15 protein-coding genes are annotated in these 17137 nt (G+C 39.4%); 3 read left to right on the top strand and 12 right to left on the bottom strand.

Translation table 11 applies throughout. From position 1 onward, the window contains the following. Window positions 1–134: 134 nt before the first annotated feature. A complete protein-coding gene (locus AACM45_RS05580) occupies window positions 135–3035 on the bottom strand; it encodes a T9SS type B sorting domain-containing protein (RefSeq protein ID WP_339141311.1) in 2901 nt (966 codons plus the stop codon). Between the two features lie 397 nt (window positions 3036–3432). On the opposite strand from AACM45_RS05580, the gene AACM45_RS05575 reads away from it, so the two are divergent. Then, window positions 3433–3981, top strand: a complete 549-nt coding sequence (locus tag AACM45_RS05575; protein WP_339141309.1) for a ClpP family protease — start codon at window positions 3433–3435, stop codon at window positions 3979–3981. Between the two features lie 132 nt (window positions 3982–4113). Here AACM45_RS05575 and AACM45_RS05570 read toward each other — a convergent pair whose 3' ends face one another. The 3 genes from AACM45_RS05570 to AACM45_RS05560 form a co-directional block, all read right to left on the bottom strand. Continuing rightward, window positions 4114–5646 carry a cryptochrome/photolyase family protein gene (locus AACM45_RS05570; RefSeq protein ID WP_339141307.1) on the bottom strand — a complete coding sequence of 511 codons (1533 nt, stop codon included), beginning with the start codon at window positions 5644–5646 and terminating at the stop codon, window positions 4114–4116. Between the two features lie 39 nt (window positions 5647–5685). Continuing rightward, window positions 5686–6978: a DASH family cryptochrome gene (locus AACM45_RS05565; RefSeq protein WP_339141306.1), complete on the bottom strand. Its 1293-nt coding sequence runs from the start codon at window positions 6976–6978 to the stop codon at window positions 5686–5688. A 63-nt stretch (window positions 6979–7041) separates the two neighbouring features. Continuing rightward, window positions 7042–7182, bottom strand: a complete 141-nt coding sequence (locus AACM45_RS05560; protein WP_339141305.1) for a DUF2256 domain-containing protein — start codon at window positions 7180–7182, stop codon at window positions 7042–7044. 130 nt (window positions 7183–7312) lie between these two features. On the opposite strand from AACM45_RS05560, the gene AACM45_RS05555 reads away from it, so the two are divergent. Further along, window positions 7313–8659 carry an FAD-dependent oxidoreductase gene (locus AACM45_RS05555; protein ID WP_339141304.1) on the top strand — a complete coding sequence of 449 codons (1347 nt, stop codon included), beginning with the start codon at window positions 7313–7315 and terminating at the stop codon, window positions 8657–8659. Here the strand turns inward: AACM45_RS05555 and AACM45_RS05550 are convergent. From AACM45_RS05550 to AACM45_RS05540, 3 genes are all read right to left on the bottom strand, one after another. Then, entirely contained in the window at window positions 8656–9030 is a 375-nt protein-coding gene (locus AACM45_RS05550; protein WP_339141303.1) for a DUF4174 domain-containing protein, read from the bottom strand. The two genes, AACM45_RS05555 and AACM45_RS05550, sit on opposite strands and share 4 nt — an antisense overlap. Window positions 9031–9100: 70 nt before the next feature. Next, a complete protein-coding gene (locus AACM45_RS05545; RefSeq protein ID WP_339141302.1) occupies window positions 9101–9880 on the bottom strand; it encodes a zinc ribbon domain-containing protein in 780 nt (259 codons plus the stop codon). Window positions 9881–9883: 3 nt separating this feature from the next. Then, window positions 9884–10978: a Nif3-like dinuclear metal center hexameric protein gene (locus tag AACM45_RS05540; RefSeq protein ID WP_339141301.1), complete on the bottom strand. Its 1095-nt coding sequence runs from the start codon at window positions 10976–10978 to the stop codon at window positions 9884–9886. Window positions 10979–11027: 49 nt separating this feature from the next. On the opposite strand from AACM45_RS05540, the gene lpxK reads away from it, so the two are divergent. Further along, window positions 11028–12026, top strand: a complete 999-nt coding sequence (gene lpxK, locus AACM45_RS05535; RefSeq protein ID WP_339141300.1) for a tetraacyldisaccharide 4'-kinase — start codon at window positions 11028–11030, stop codon at window positions 12024–12026. On the opposite strand, the gene AACM45_RS05530 is transcribed toward lpxK, so the two are convergent. From AACM45_RS05530 to AACM45_RS05510, 5 genes are all read right to left on the bottom strand, one after another. Further along, entirely contained in the window at window positions 12010–14181 is a 2172-nt protein-coding gene (locus tag AACM45_RS05530) for a hybrid sensor histidine kinase/response regulator (protein WP_339141299.1), read from the bottom strand. The genes lpxK and AACM45_RS05530 overlap by 17 nt on opposite strands. Window positions 14182–14225: 44 nt before the next feature. Continuing rightward, window positions 14226–15236, bottom strand: coding sequence for a type I glyceraldehyde-3-phosphate dehydrogenase (gene gap / locus AACM45_RS05525; protein ID WP_339141298.1), 1011 nt, complete (start codon window positions 15234–15236; stop codon window positions 14226–14228). A gap of 42 nt (window positions 15237–15278) precedes the next feature. Beyond that, entirely contained in the window at window positions 15279–16157 is an 879-nt protein-coding gene (lipA, locus tag AACM45_RS05520) for a lipoyl synthase (RefSeq protein WP_339141297.1), read from the bottom strand. A gap of 113 nt (window positions 16158–16270) precedes the next feature. Beyond that, complete coding sequence (locus tag AACM45_RS05515) at window positions 16271–16834, bottom strand: RNA polymerase sigma factor (RefSeq protein WP_339141296.1); 564 nt, start codon at window positions 16832–16834, stop codon at window positions 16271–16273. A 33-nt stretch (window positions 16835–16867) separates the two neighbouring features. Then, window positions 16868–17077 (bottom strand): membrane or secreted protein, encoded by a 210-nt coding sequence (locus AACM45_RS05510; RefSeq protein ID WP_339141295.1) that lies wholly within the window; start codon window positions 17075–17077, stop codon window positions 16868–16870. Window positions 17078–17137 lie beyond the last annotated feature (60 nt).

Raw genomic sequence — 17137 nt, 5'->3', positions numbered from 1 at the left:
CTTTGTGGATGCCAATAATTTAGACGTTTAATAACTCCTTTATTCGTTCTACTAATTTCCAATCGTTGAAGTGTTTTTTTTGGAAGATGAATGAATTGTCGCACGTCATTTGGCGTGAGACAATTCATTTATAATTACTCCGTTCCGAGGTAAATATATCCGTTAAGTGGTTTAAAATCAGAACCGTTTATATTTAGAACGTAATAGTAGGTTCCAGATGGTAGAAGTCCTGAGTTACCGACTGCATTGCTAGGGGCAAAACCTCCCCAATCATTTTGGTAATCTTTTGCTTCAAACACCTTATCACCCCATCGATTGAATATCATAACATCAAAAGTAAAGCCACAATATTCCACTCCCTTGATTTCAAAAAAGTCATTGATGCCATCACCATTTACGGTTACGGCTTCCGATACCTTGATTTCATCGCGATTACAGGGTACACAATCTTTATTTACGGTAATATAGAAATCCACATAGTATTTACAAGAACCTTCCGTTGAAGAATACATGACCTTGTACTCACCTGTTTCAAGACCATAAGGCACGAAAGTAGTATGATTTAGAAAAATAGTATCAAGTTCTGATTCGAATGTACCATTACGGTCAAATCCCACAGGAAGGTAATTGAGTAGGTCAATAGGTTCATCTTCTACACAGATATCAATGAACACCTCCTTCAATTGTGGTTGTAACACAAAAATAATTTGTTGGAAAGAAGCAGTATTTCCACATGAATCCGTAACATCCCAAGTGCGGATTACCATATAGTCATCGGTATCATTAGAGAACTCCGTTTCTTCATTGAATACAACATCGTAATTACCACACCCCCCCGTGAATGTCAAATCTGGAACTTCTGGGAGTTCATCATCACAAAGTATGGTGACCTCTTCTTCAAACGGACTTGCCATAATAGGACCTGTAGGCTTTATGGTGATTATTTGTGTATGTGAAACGGTATTGCCCGCACAATCAGACGTTGACCAAGTACGGGTAATGGTATAGCCGTCAATACAATTGGTGTCATTGGTAATTACCTCATCAAAGACCACCTCGATGTTGGGGTCACAATTATCAACAGCAGTCAAAGTAACGGCATCAGGTACTTCGTTACACAGTACGGTCATGCTTTCTGGAAGTTCTTCAACAAAAATCGGTGCTTCGGTATCCTCAACGATTATGGTTTGGGTATGTGAAGTGGAGTTGCCCGCGCAATCAGATACCGTCCATGTTCTTACGATGGTATATTCATTCGGACAGGAGCCATCTTGACCTGTAATGGTTTCTTCAAAATCGACTACCATGTCTGGTTCACAACTATCAACCGCAGTTAGTACATTGGCTTCGGGTACATTGTCGCATGAAACGGTTACATCGACCGGTAAGGTTTCTACAAAGGTTGGGGCAATGGTATCTTCGATAGTGATTACTTGAGTATGTGTACGCACATTACCCACACAATCGGTAATTGTCCAAACCCGTGTGATCGTATATTCCGTAGCACATTCGTCATCTTGACCTTCAATGATTTCATTGAGGTCAACTGCAATCGCACAGGTACTGGTTGATGTAATATTTGCGGGAGAAGGAATGGTATCACATGCTTCGAGGGTCATGTCGTCAGGCCATCCTTCGTTACCATCGTTATCATTGATGGTGCCGTTTGCATTTGCATCTATTATGGTTACGGTATTGGAAGCGTCAACAATGGTCACCGCAAATGTTTCAGTTGGTTCTATTAGGGAATCATCTATGGCTCGTACATCAAAGCTTACGGAAGAAGCGTTTGCAGGTAAGATTACATTTGAAGGACCGCTATAATCGGAATTAGTGGTGGAGTTGTTGGTATACGTGATGTCAAATGCCACATCTTCGTTTATAGGGTCATTGATACTAATGGTATAGGTTAAATCATCTCCTTCACCGGCAATGGAATCATCAATAACAACGCCCGATTTTACGTTTAGGGTAACTATTGAGGTATCGCAGACCCTTTGATTGGGTGCTGGAAGACAAACCTGTATTTCAAAAGAATCGGTTCCGGTAAATCCAGGATTTGGGGTATACGTAAATGTTCCATCCGTATTAACGACCACAGTTCCGTTTAATGGATTGGCACTTGTGTAATAGCTGTACGTAGAACCGACTGGTACGTTGTCATTCGCACCAGCATTCCCATTAAACACTTCGTTAAAATCAGGATTGAAAGAATCGTCTTGCGCATAGGTTTGCATCAAAAAGAATTTTCCATCCCCATTGTCATTCGTTGCGGCATAGTACCTTATTGATGTAATTGTCGAACCGACTGGTGCAAGCTCTGAAAGTTGATAAAGTGCTACACCGATTATTTGTCCACTATCATTGTTCCTGCCACTACTCCAATAATCGGAATTCGCAGTTGGCGGAGCAGGAGGGAGCACCCCAACAAGGTTTGTCTCATTTCTAACAAAAGTTTGACCCAACTGTTGTTCCGGACCACCTCCAACAGGAATACCCCAAACCTCGATATAAAAACAGTTGTTCCCACCTCTTTCGGTGACCGCAAGAATTCCATCTGGATTGGAAGGAATTCCCGGAGCATATGTTATGGTTTGAATTTGTGTATTTGTAGTTGTAATCGCCCCATAGTTATTGCAAAAATTATCACCATTACTTTGTGATTCGAAATAATGGTTCAGATTGAGGGATTGGTAGGCATCAATTGCAAGGGTGTTCCAAGAAGGATCATTACTACTTCCTATGATTTGTGAACCGTTTTGTAAAATGTGATTCCCATCATGTCCTCCTGGTCCTAACCGTGTTAATTCATAAGTCGTCGGAACAACAAATGTACTGTATACGTCACCATTAATTTCAACAGATCGTATCGTAGCGGGATCATTTATGGTTGCTTGCGTATCTGACCAAGTAAAGGTAACCCCGGTTCTAACCGAGTTTGCTTGAGAAAATGTTTGATTGCCACTTAAAAGAGCACCGATACATAAGATAACTAGGAAAGCTTTTTTAAAAGCAGAAGTAATTACTAGCTTCATAGGTCAAGATTTTGATATTCAATTAATCTTTTCTGACCTAGTCAAATCAACATCACTACCGATGATAAGAAGGGTTAGGCCAAGTTTGGATTTCGTGTTGAATTGATTTGGGTTCAATTACAGGGTAAAAGTACCGTCAATCGCCCAACAGGCTAAAATTTTACGTTGTTAGTGTTGTTTTAATCGATTATTAACCTTGAAATGGATGAACGCACATCTTTTGTCGATATATGTAACCTATTGTAAAACAGTACGTTTTGTAAATTAAATGAACGGATTTTGTAATCTTGTAACGATTGGATCATGGAACGGGAACTGTTTTGTTCCACATCCTTTATCAGGGATATCATTCAAGCGAATATTTGATTAATTTTGTATACTATCATAAAAAGAAACAATGAGCTCAAAAAAAGGAAAAGTACAAGAGGTAATACAAGAAAAGCTACTTGAAGAGAGAAAGGTTTTTTTATGGGGTATGGTAAATGATGAATCTGCCAAACATGTAATTGACCGATTGATGTACCTTGATCTGCAAAACGATAAAGAGATCCAATTGATCATTAATAGCCCCGGGGGTTATGTGACTTCAGGTTTTGCGATATATGATACGATAAAACAAATAAAAAGCCCGGTTTCAACGGTATGTTCCGGTTTGGCCGCCTCCATGGGATCGATTTTATTGTCTGTTGGTGAAAAAGGAAGACGTTTTATACAACCCCACGCCAGGGTTATGATCCATCAACCTAGTGGTGGTGCCCAAGGTCAAGCTTCAAATATTGAAATTCAAGCAAAAGAAATCATTAAAACAAAAGAATTGGGTGCCCGAATCTTGGCAGATAATTGTGGGCAGGATTTTGAAAAGGTCATGAAGGATTTTGACCGTGATTACTGGATGGGGGCCGAGGAATCCCTTGAATATGGAATTGTCGATGGCATATTGAAATAATAACACTAATGGCTTAAAATCAAAAGTCCTTCGCAATTGCTTGTGAAGGACTTTTTATATATAGGCGCTCTCGCGGAATAGTTCTTTTTATATACGGTCAAAAAGGCTTTTTTGGATTTTCTGGTTTAAAGTTTAAAACATGTCTGGATTGGAAATGACCATCTGTGCCCTTTCTTTTAATTCATGAAGTTCTTTTGCATCTTTTTTACCTAGAAGGTTTAGCATCATTGACATGCGTTGGTTATTTTTAAAATAGTCTTTTTTGTCATCTAAAAAATTCCAGTAAAGGGCATTGAAGGGACAGGCATCTTCCCCGGTTTTTTTGGCATGTTTGTAATGGCATTCCTTACAATAATTGCCCATTTTATTGATATAGTTGGCACTACTGACATAAGGTTTGGTGGCTACGATCCCACCATCGGCAAATTGGCTCATACCTCTGGTATTGGTGATTTCTACCCATTCTATGGCATCAATATATACCCCTAGGTACCACTCGTCTACCTCATCGGGATGTAATTGCGTCAATAGGGCGTAGTTGCCAATGATCATCAGACGTTGTATATGGTGGGCATAAGATTCTTCTAAACTTTGATTTAGGGCATGTTTCAAACAATTCATTTTTGTTTCCCCTGTCCAAAAGAAATTCGGTATTGAATTCGTGTTATCCAGTTTATTGAGTTTTTTGTATTCCGGCATTTCTTTCCAATAGACACCCCTCATATACTCACGCCATCCTAAAATCTGTCGTATAAACCCCTCTACTTGCGAGATGGCAATGTCATCACTATGTTCGTAGTAATACTCCAATACGGTATCGACCACTTCTTTCGGGGTAAGTATTTTGCTGTTCATGGCAAAAGAAAGTCGTGAATGGAACAAGAACTTTTGGTCGGTATGAAGCGCATCTTGAAAATCCCCAAAATGGAGCAATAATTTCTCGCAAAAAAAGCGCAATACCTTTAGGCATTCTTCTCGGGTAGTTGGCCAATTGAACTTTTCTTGATTTACCTTTCCGAAGGTCTTGATACCAGCGCTTTCTATTTCAGAAATCAGTTCAGATATGTCTTTTTCAAAATTGAGCTCGTTTGGAATTTCAGGATTTCCAGTCCATTTTTTACGATTGCTATGGTCGTAGTTCCATTTTCCGCCATCAGGTTGACCATTGACCATCATGATGTCATGTTTTTTTCGCATCATACGGTAAAAACTTTCCATGATAAGTTGTTTTTTACCTTTGAAGAAATCCCTAAGCTCATACCTTTCGGTGTAAAAGTGCTCGGTGTCAACAGCGGCGGTTTCTATGGAAAGCTTAGCACAGATACGTTTCAATTGTTCATCCAATCGGTATTCATCAGGTAGTTGGTATTCGAATTTCTTAGCGCCGACCTGAGTGACATGTGTTTCAATCAGTTTTTCCAAATCCTGCGGATTTTCATTGTCGGTTATCCGCATGTAAATGAATTGATGCCCTTCGTTTGATAGCGTTTCACAAAAAGCCCTCATCGCGGTAAAAAAACAAACGACTTTTTGAATGTGATGTTTAACGTAATCCGTTTCTTGACGCATTTCGGCCATAAGATATATGGTGTCATCATTCACATTTTTAAACCAACTGTGCTGTTGGTTCAATTGGTCACCTAATACTAATCTTAGTTTTTTCATATTTTGGTTCTCATATGCCGGCAATAGATCCGTGTGTCATTAAAACAGCGTGTCTTGTAGCCATAGTTTTTGAAATTTTCCACTACCGTCGTACCGCTGGGCTTGTAGCTGAATATTGAATTTTCTATCTCGGGGATCGTTGCCCACACCGCTATTGTACATCCAATTGCCCCAATTGCTATGTACATCGTAATCGAGTAGCATACTTTCAAAATAGGCTGCCCCAATGCGCCAGTCTTGATTCAATTCCTTTGCCCAATAGCTGGCCACGTTTTGTCGCCCTCTATTACTCATCCAACCTGTTCGTTCAAGCTCTTTCATATTGGCATTGATGAAAGGTTCAGGGGTGGTTCCGGTAATCCATTTTTCAAGTTCCTCAGAAGTATTTTTCCATTGATACTTTTTACCCAGAATTCCATGTATCTTGAATATATTACTGCCATGTTTTAACGATACATACTTAAAATAATCCCGCCATAACAATTCAAAAACCAACCAATAGGTATCCTGATTCTTTACGATTTCCTTTTCAAAACGTTTTACTTCCCAATAAACCGTTCTTGGTGAAATACTTCCGTTGGCCAACCAAGGTGCTAATTTTGAGCTGTAGTCCATACCTACCAGACCGTTTCTCGTTCTTTTATAAAAGCTGAGCTTTTTGGTTTGCCAGAAATAGTCTTGTACTCTCTTTAGGGCCTCTTTTTCACCACCTTTAAAGGGAAACGCGGTACGTGAATCCTTTTGAAAATCAGAGAGTCCCAGATCCTTCAACGAGGGAATATAGGTATCATTTGAAATAAGGTTTCGTTGATCGCGCTTCAAGGGTATTTTGCTACAATCCCTTACAGTACTATACTTTTCACATTTTTTGCGAAAGTCGGTGAAAACTTCAGGTAGTTTTTGAAAATCAGGAAAGGGAATATCATCTGGATGAAAAAGAAATTGGTCATATACTTCTTCAAAAACCACTGTTTTAGGGCTATTCCGTTTTGTGGCGTTCAAAACATACGTCTCTTCAGTGGTCCACTCCTTCTGTAAGTATACGGTAGTTATATCATGGGTTTCAATAAATTTTGGTAGTACCTTTTCTGGTTTTCCATGAAATACAAAGAGGGGGATGTTCAATTCGGTTAAATTGGCCTTTAGTTCGGTGATGGTTTCAATAAGAAATTTTGCCCTAAAGTTTTGGGTCTTTTTGAATCCGAATTCCCCGATTTCATAATGTCTTGGATCAAAACAGTATACGGCCATTACATTATCTTGCTGACAGGCCTTATACAACGAGTTGTTATCGTTTATCCTCAAATCATTACGGAACCATACTAAATTCATTATATGTATACTGTTTAGGGGTTTAAAGGGTGGTTAGGTCTGTCGAAATACTATCTTCGGTCTTCATTTACTATTTTTGTTTCTTCTGCAGCGTTCGCTACAATATTTGACCATATCCCAATTCTTTTCCCATTTCTTTCGCCATGAGAAGGGTTTGCCGCATACGCAACATGGTTTGCTCGGTAGGTTTCTTTTGTGATGCATTATTTTGTTCAATAAAAATACAATAATATTAAACAAAATTGCTATTTTTCGTGTCTTCTTTTCTGATGGGCAGTACTATCTAAATTGTTATTATTTTTATGGTTCGATGTGCCCGTAAACTAGCGTCAACATGAAGCAAAAACCCAAAAATATTGCGATAATAGGTTCTGGACTAGTTGGTTCATTATTAGCTATTTACCTTAAAAGGTATAGTCATGCGATAACGGTCTTTGATCGTAGGCCGGATATTCGCACCATTGAATTTTCAGGTCGATCCATCAATTTGGCCATGAGCAATCGTGGTTGGCGCGCCCTTGAAGAGGTAGGTATTGCGGAAGAAATCAAGAAAATCGCAATTCCCTTGGATAAAAGGGCTATGCACGTACATGATAGGCCGGTCTATTTTCAGCGATATGGTAAAGAGGGTGAAGCCATTTGGTCCATCTCTAGGGGTATCTTGAATCGTAAGATGATCGACCTAGCAGAGCAAACGGGGGTTACTTTCAAGTTTAATGAAAAAGTATGGGATGTCAGTTTACCAGACGCGAAGGTCTACACCGGTGAATCGGAGAAAAGCGAGTGGAAAGCGTATCAATTTGATTTGATTTTTGGTTGTGACGGTGCGTTTTCAAGGGTGCGACATAAAATGCAACGAAGAAGCCGGTTTGATTACTCGCAAGATTTTATTGATGTGGGCTATAAAGAGCTGACCATTCCGCCCAATGCGGATGGTACCCATAAACTTGACAAAAATTCATTTCATATCTGGCCTCGGGGTAAGTTTATGTTGATTGCCATGCCCAATATTGACGGTAGTTTTACCTGTACCTTGTTCTTACCATTCGAGGGGGACGTGTCTTTTGAGAAACTGACGACAAAAAATGAGGCAAAGGCATTTTTCAAGACTTACTTTCCGAATGTTCGGAAAGAGATTGAAAACCTCACAAAAGATTTTTTCGACAACCCTACCAGTGCTATGGTCACTATGAAATGCTATCCATGGACCTATTGGGACAAAGTAGCCCTGGTCGGTGATTCAGCCCATGCCATAGTACCTTTTTATGGTCAAGGCATGAATGCTGGCTTTGAGGATATCTTTGAACTTGATAAGCTTATAAAAACACATCAAAACGATTGGGAAACTATTTTCGCGACATATCAAGAGATTAGGAAACCAAATGCCGACGCCATTGCAACATTGAGCTATCGCAACTTCATTGAAATGAGCAGTAAAACCGCTGATGCCAAGTTTTTACTTCAAAAGAAGATCGAAAAACGTTTTTCAGACAAGCATCCTGATAAGTGGATACCTGTTTATAGTCGGGTGACTTTTTCAGAAAGGCCCTATGCTGAAGCCTTGGCCATCGGAGACCGACAAGAGGCGATAATGCACGAAATCATGCAAGTTGCCAATATTGCCGATAAATGGGATTCCCCTGAAATAGAACGAAAAATATTAGCACTTTTAAAGCCTTAACCTTTATCCCTTTTGATTTCTGCCTTTCGCATGGGCATGTTATCAATGATTTCGAATAGTTCCGTCATGGCAACTGGAAATGCTCTTTTGAGTTTTACCCCACCGTCCTTACCAATTAATAGGAGACCCTTAAAATTCGCTTCTAGGTCAATCTGAAAATTTTCCGTATTTGCAATTGGTAAAATCAATATATCCCGCTCCACTAATTCAGTTTTGCGGTTTTGCAGTACTGATTTTTGTTCTTTCAATTTGACATCGGTAGTATCACCGACCAAGATTACAAGTCGGTTCTTCCATTGATATGTGCTGAGGTCTTGCCCTTGAAGCGGATGGTATAAAAGTAACAGTAAGATGGTCGCGACTAATTTCATTTTGTAAAATTACAAACAAAAAAACCACCTTGTTTCCAAGATGGTTTTAAACTGTAACGCCGTAAAAAAATTATAATTTTTTAAAAAGTTTTTGCATTTTTTCAAGTTCCTCTTCCGCAAGGGTTGGGTCAACCAGTATTCTGCCACTGTGTTCGTCAGTGATTATTTTTTTTCTAGAGGCTATCTCTACCTGCACCTGGGGTGGTATGGTGAAAAAGGAACCACCTGATGCCCCACGTTCAATCGGTACGACCGCCAATCCGTTTTTGACATTATTGCGAATACGTTTATACGCTTTGGTCAAACGCTCATCGATTTTTGCCTCAAATTCCTCAGACTTTTTCAAAAGGGCGGATTCTTCCTTTTCGGTTTCAGCCAAAATGGCATCTAACTCCCCTTTTTTGTGCTTTAAGTGGGTCTCGCGCTCAGAAAGAACTTCTTTGGTCGACGCGATTACCTCTTTCTTTTGTTCTATTTGTGCTTTGAACTCTTTTATGTTCTTCTCGGCCAATTGAATTTCCAATTCTTGAAATTCAACTTCTTTGCTTAAAGAATTAAATTCCCTACTGTTACGAACATTTTTTTGCTGCTCTGCATACTTTTTGATGAGCACCTTTGATTCTTCAATGAGATTCTTTTTGGCAGTGATTTCATAATTCACCGTCTCCACATCAGATTTAAGTTTGTCCATTCTGGTTTTGAGCCCTAAGACCTCATCTTCCAAGTCTTCAACTTCTAAGGGTAATTCACCACGTACATTACGGATTTCATCTACTCTTGAGTCAATCAATTGTAAATCGTACAGTGCTCGTAATTTCTCTTCTACGCTTCCTTCAGGTTTTGCAGCCATATATTAAAAATACTTGATGGGATTAGTTATACTTTCCGATAAAGTGACCGCAAAATTAGGAATTTTTTTTGTAAGAAAGTCAACCAATAAATTTTTTGTAAACTGCTCTGTTTCAAAGTGGCCGATATCAGCAATAAGTATGCGTCCTTCAGCCTCATAAAATTGATGGTATTTAAGATCGGCCGTAATGAACACATCTGCCCTTGCATGCAAAGCGGCACCGATGGCAAAAGCACCGCTACCACCCAATACGGCAACTCTTTTGATGGGTTTGTTCAGAAATCTTGAATGTCTTATCCCCTTGGCATGCATCACTTCTTTGACATGATTTAAAAACGCGATTTCGGTTGTGGGGGATTTGAGTTCCCCGATCATTCCCATACCAAGGTTTTGATTTTTATTTTCAAGTGTAATAACCTCATAGGCAACTTCTTCGTAAGGATGGTGCTCAAACAATGTATCGAGAACGTTTTTCTCGAAGGCCATATCAAAGGTTATGTTCAGTTGTGTCTCTTCTTCAGTATATGAAACACCTTTCGTACCTATTTTCGGTTTTGCGTTTTCCCCTGCGCGAAAGGTGCCGAAGCCATCAACATTAAAGCTACAGTCACTATAATTGCCAACAGTGCCTGCGCCAGCCTCAAACAATTTTTCCCTTAAGGTCTTCGCATCCTTTTTAGGAACATATGTAATCAATTTTTTTATCGTGTTTCTTTTTGGAATGAGGATTTTTGGTTTTTCGACTCCCAAGACTTCACAGATTTTTGCATTTACCCCTACAGGACTATTATCCAATGCCGTATGCATGCTGTAAATCGCAATGTCATTGCGAATCGCTTTTAAGATGACCCTTTCCACGTAGGTTTCCCCTGTGATTTTCTTCATTCCCTTGAATAGGATCGGATGAAAACTGACCACAAGATTACATTTTTTTTGTACGGCTTCATCAATGACGGTTTCTAGGGTATCCAACGTTACAAGAATTCCCTTTACCTTTTGATTGTTGTTGCCAACCAAAAGTCCGACATTGTCAAAGTCTTCGGCATGGGCCAATGGTGCAATTTCTTCTAGTAGTGCAGTGACATCCTTTACGGTCATTTCGTTCTTTTTAAGCCTGATAAAGATAAAATATTATAAATTCGCCCCAATGCATTGGCTTCGTAAAATAGCGTATCCCGTATCATTGGTTTATGGTCTCGTAGTACATATTCGCAACTTGCTGTATGATATTGGATTTTTCGAATCAAGGTCATTTAGAACCCCTACCATATGTATTGGTAATCTCAGTGTCGGCGGAACGGGGAAGACACCGATGATCGAATACTTTATACGTGAATTGCAACATGACCATAAGTTAGCGGTTCTTAGTCGAGGATATAAGAGAAAATCAAAAGGTTTTCAACTGGCCAATGAAACATCAAGTGTCGAGGATCTTGGTGATGAACCTTTTCAATTGTTCTCAAAACATAATATCTCTCTGGCCGTGGATGCAGATCGGCGCAATGGAATTAAAAATTTGGAAGAACAATTGGCACCTGAGTTGATACTTTTAGATGATGCTTTTCAACATCGAAAGATCAAACCTAGCTTCAATGTCCTTTTGACTGCCTATGGCAAATTATATGTTGATGACACCTTTTTACCTACGGGGAATCTAAGGGATTCTAAGAATCAAGTGAAACGGGCCGATGTTGTTGTGGTAACCAAGTGCCCACGTACAATCGATGAGAAAAAGATGGACGAGGTGAAAACACACCTCAACTGCGGGAAACCGGTATTGTTCGCTTCTTTGAGCTATGATGGGGTTTTAAAATCGGAAACCGGTGAACTGGGCTTTTCAGATGTTTCTGGTAATAGGGTTGCCCTTGTAACAGCTATTGCCGACCCCCAACCCTTAGTACATCATTTAGAATCGTTGAACGTTGATTTTAAGCACTTTGATTTCAGTGACCATCATTTCTTCTCTGAGAAAGAACTACAATCATTTCGTAAATACGATTATATCATTACTACGGAAAAAGATCATACCCGTTTGAATGGAAAAGTTGAGGGGCTCTATTATTTAGGAATAAAACATGAATTTCTCGACGGCGGCTCCAATAAGTTGCTAAAAGCCTTGGAACATACCCTTAAACACCGTCATTAACATTGGTCTTGAAGACATTCTCCCCGATTTTTTGATAGAACACTTCTGGTTTAAATGGTTTGGTGACCACAGCATTGCAGCCTGCTGCATAAAATTCATCTAGGCTATCGTCCATTGAAATAGCCGTCAAGGCTATAATTGGAATATCAGGATTGAATTTACGTATCTGAACAGTAGCTTCCGTTCCGCTGATACCGGGCATGTGAATATCCATTAAAATGGCATCGTAAGCATTGGCCTGAGCGGCATCAATGGCTTCATTCCCGTTATTTGCGATGTCACAGGTGATGCCCTTTTTACTCAACATCTTTTTGGTAATGACCTGATTGATTTTGTTGTCCTCAACGATTAAGATATGCAATCCGTCAAAATCAAAATCCTCTACGGTAAGCTCAAACGGCACCTCATCAAGCGAATTTTCATCTGATTTAAGGTCAAGTTCAAAGAAAAAGGAACTTCCTTTACCAAGTTGACTTCTGAGGTGTATCTTACTTTCAAAGAGGCCCAACAGGCTTTTGACAATGGTAAGTCCTAATCCTGTACCACCGTATTCCCTATTGATTTGTACGGAACCTTGTTCAAAACTGTCAAAAATGTTCTTCTGTTGTTCTTCTGAAATTCCAATACCGGTATCGGTAATCTCAAAATACACCCTCAGGTTGTCATCGTTCTTTTCTTTTAACCTTGCGATGACCTCCACTTTTCCATCTTTAGTGAATTTCAGGGCGTTACCCACTAGATTCATGATTATTTGAGAGAGTTTTAGGGGGTCTCCCAATAAATTTAGGGGGATGTTGTTATCGTAGTCCAAAACGATAACGGTATTGTTATCTTTCGCATTTTGCTGTAAAGAGTCTACGACATCGGCCAGCACTTTTTTCAGTTTGAACTCAATGCTCAGGGGTTCTAGTTTGTCGGCATCAATTTTATTGATCTGCAAAATATCATTGATAAAATTCAAGAGGTAGTCCCCAGAGAATTTTAAAGACTTCAAATGCTCTTTTTGGTGCTCTTCAGGATTTTCCTCTAAAAGTAAATGGGTAAGTCCCGTGACCGCGTATAAAGGCGTTCGCAGTTCATGTGTAACCGTAGATAGGAAATTGGTTTTGGCTTCCATAGCCATCACCGCGGCATCACGTGCGGTCTCCAGCTCGCTATTTTTGGTTTGCAATAAATCGTTGGTTTTTAATTTTATTTGGTTGTTACGGAATAGGGAGACCGCCAAAATCGAAATTATCGTCAAAAATGCAGAAGCTAAAATGGCCGTTATTTCCGATCTGTTTGCAGATTGGTTGAGTTCTTCAATTTTTGCCTCTTGCTCTTTAATGGTCTTCGATTGTTGGCTGAATTTTATTTTCTCTGCGGTCCTATTCTCCAATTTCACCTTTTCAATATTAAAAAGCGAATCTTTTAGAAACGTCATGTTTTTATTGTAGGTCAGTGATTTCTGGTATTCGCCTAAGTTCTCATAGACCTTAGTTAAAAAGTTGTTGGCCCCTAAAATTTCCCGATAGTAACCATGCTTGTTCGAAAGTTCAAGTGCCGCCTCGGCATGTTTCGTACTTTCAATGGGGTTGTCTTGTTGTAGGTAAAGATTGGCTAGACCCAAATTGGCCTTTGTAGCCAAAAAAGCGCGCTCTTTTTCATCTGAATTAACGAGCAAGGCATTGTAATTGATTGTTGCTTCGTCATAATTTTCGAGTACGGCAAAAATATCAGCCTCCAATAAAAGAATGTTGTTCAATAAATTTTTGTCATTATTGAGTTTTCTCGCTTCTTCTAATTTTTGCCTGGCTTGAAATTTGTTTTCTGCCTTGAAGAGCAGTCTGGCCTCAATAAATTTATGGACTGCATCCGCATAGGGGTATTCGATTTCCTTTAATAATACTGAAGCACGGTCCCAATAGAATTCAGTGGTTTCAGGTTGGTCCAACTCTAGGTACAGTAATGCAAATCTGTGGTGTGTATCTAAAAGGTTTTTGAAGTTTTCTTTTTCCTCAGCAATTTGCGCAGCTTTTTTTAAAACTTTTAATGCGTCATCTATCTTGTTTTGATGTTGATAGGTGAGGGCTTTATCAAAATATTGTTCAAAAGGGCTATTTGAATTAAGGTCTTGCGCGGTTAACCTTAAAGTAGAAACTAAAAGGATGATCATAACCACGAAACGACTTTTAAGCCTCGTATGTAAATCTTTTAAACTCAAATGTAGTTTTTGTTTATAAGCAACTTGATTAAATCGATTATCCTTGAACAATACCCCGTTTCATTATCATACCACCCGATGACCTTTACCATCTTACCAATAACCGAAGTCATCTGAGAATCAAACGTACAAGAATAACAACTATTGTTTATATCTATGGATACTATGGGATCTTCGGTATAGTAAAGTACATGATTCAACTCATTTTCTGAAATTGCTTTAAATGCATTGTTCACTTCATCAATGGTGACTTTCTTTTGTACATTGAAGGTAATATCGGTCAACGATCCATTCGGAACGGGAACACGAATACCACAACCACCTATAACATCGCCCAAATCTGGAAAAATCTTTGTTAAAGCTTTTGCCGCGCCCGTGGTAGTCGGAATGATCGATTGACTTGCGGCCCGTGCACGCCGTAGGTCACGATGTGGCTTGTCATGAAGACTTTGGTCAGAAGTGTAAGAGTGTATGGTGGTAATATAGGCTTGGTCTATTCCACAAAGTTCGTTGACGACTCTTATCATGGGTGCCGCATTGTTCGTCGTACAAGAAGCGTTAGAGATGATATCGTCGCTTGAGTCAATACTGGATTCGTTTACCCCGTATACGATCATTTTTATATCCTCATCCTCTGGTGGTACGCTTAAAATGACTTTTTTGGCCCCATTTTTTAAGTGGTGTACCAAATCAGTTCGTTTCTTGAATTTACCTGAAGCTTCGACTACGAGGTCTACTTCATAATCACCCCACTTTATTCCCTTAGGGTCTGGTTCATTGATTACTGTGATTTTGGCACCTTGAAAAAACAATTTGTTATCCTTGGCTTCAATAGGTTCGTTTAAGACCCCATGAATACTATCATATTTGAGCAAATGGGCAAGTGTTTTGGCATCGGCGATATCATTTATGGCCACAACATTAAGTTCGGGGTGTTTTGACAACAAGCGGAATAGCGTTCTCCCAATTCTTCCAAAACCATTGATGCCAATGTTCAATTGCCCCATGTTAAGCATTTTTTTAAAAGCCGCAACAGGCTTTGGTACGGCTTAATGAATATGTTTGTGTGCTTTGTATGAGGATCTTACCAAAGCGCCACTTTCAACATGTCTAAAACCCATTTCGAGTCCGATTTCCTCGTATTTCTTGAATTGTTCGGGTACTATGAATTGTTTGACAGGAAGGTGTTTTTTAGAGGGTTGTAGGTATTGCCCTATGGTAACGACATCTACCTCGGCTTCCCTAAGGTCTTTCATGGTCTGTATTACTTCTTCTTCAAGCTCACCTAGGCCAAGCATGATTCCAGACTTGGTTCTATTGGCGCCATGCTCTTTTAAGTAACGTAAAACCTCTAGGCTGCGCTCATATTTTGCTTGAATACGAACTTCCCTGGTCAAACGTTTTACCGTTTCCATATTATGCGAAATGACTTCCGGATGTACCGATAATATACGGTCAAGATGGCTTTCGATTCCTTGAAAATCAGGTATCAAGGTCTCTAGGGTCGTTTCTGGATTCATTCTTCTTACGGCTTTAACCGTCTCAGCCCATATGATGGACCCCATGTCTTTCAAATCATCACGATCCACCGAAGTCAATACCGCGTGTTTGATTTGCATTATTTTGATGGAACGGGCAACCTTCTCAGGTTCGGCCCAATCAACACTCTCAGGTCTTCCTGTCTTTACACCGCAAAAACCACACGAACGGGTACAGATATTACCCAAAATCATAAAAGTAGCAGTGCCTTCTCCCCAGCATTCACCCATGTTTGGACAGCTGCCTGAAGTACAGATCGTATGCAGTTCATATTTATCTACCAGATTGCGTAATTGGGTATACTTTTTTCCGGTAGGTAGTTTTACCCTCAACCATTTTGGTTTTCCTTTTTTTGGTGGTATTACATGTTCAGCAACCTCGGTACCCATAGTCAATTTTTAAGTTGTAAATATACGAATTGCCCATTGGTAATAAAAAATCGATAAGGTAGGGTGTTCGTATTGAACCTATTTCCATATCTAGCGCTATTGCTGTGTAGTTCTTATTTGGTTTTGATAATTTCAGCCAACAGTTTTTTTGCCCTTAGTAGTTTTACTTTAATATTATTCACGGGCTCGTTAAGTTCATTGGCAATTTCGGCATAGCTCATTTCGTTGAAGAACCTCAGGTTGATGACTTTTTGATAATGTGGTTTTAACTTTTTGATATGTGCCAATAGGGTAGCGAGATTTTGCTCTATGATCAAATTATCCTCTGCTGATGGACTTTCATCAAGAATCTTATGGACTTCATCGTTTTTTGAATGTTTGCTATCGGTAAGCACATTTTTTTTTCGCTTGCGGATTAAATCTACGTGTATGTTTTTGGAGATGGCAATCAACCAAGTTCCAAATTCGTAGGCTTCGTCAAATGTATTTATCTTATCAAAAGCCTTCGAGAATGTTTGAACGGTTATATCTTCGGCATCATTCTCATTTTTGGTACGTCGCAACTGAAAACCATAGACCTCGTTCCAAAAACGATCTAATAACCAACTGAAGGCAATTTGGTTTCCCGTTTTCGCCCTTGCGATGACGTCCTTTAAATTTTCTTCAGCCTTGTTCAAATGAGGGGGATTTTTTGAAAAGTGCGTGGGTACTTACTGCAGTTCTGGTAAAGTATCTTTTTTGCAATCTTGTTCATCCGGTAATTTGCCGCAAAAACCACATGCTTCCCCTTCTTTATTCAAAAATGGATTTTGACTTGCACAAGTACCTGCAAATTTACCGTCTTTTTTTGACCAGATTTTTATTGCTATTCCTGCAAAAGCCAAAGCTAGAAGACCCACTGTTAATAGAACTAATTTCATAACCCGGAAATTTTGGTAAAAATACGAAATAGTGTGCTAAGCAAGTAAAGTTTGTGACTA

This window comes from Croceitalea sp. MTPC5 (assembly GCF_036985505.1).
GTDB lineage: Bacteria > Bacteroidota > Bacteroidia > Flavobacteriales > Flavobacteriaceae > Croceitalea.
The sequence above is the reverse complement of the archived record's forward strand: the minus strand, read 5'-3'. Positions and strand labels throughout refer to the sequence as shown.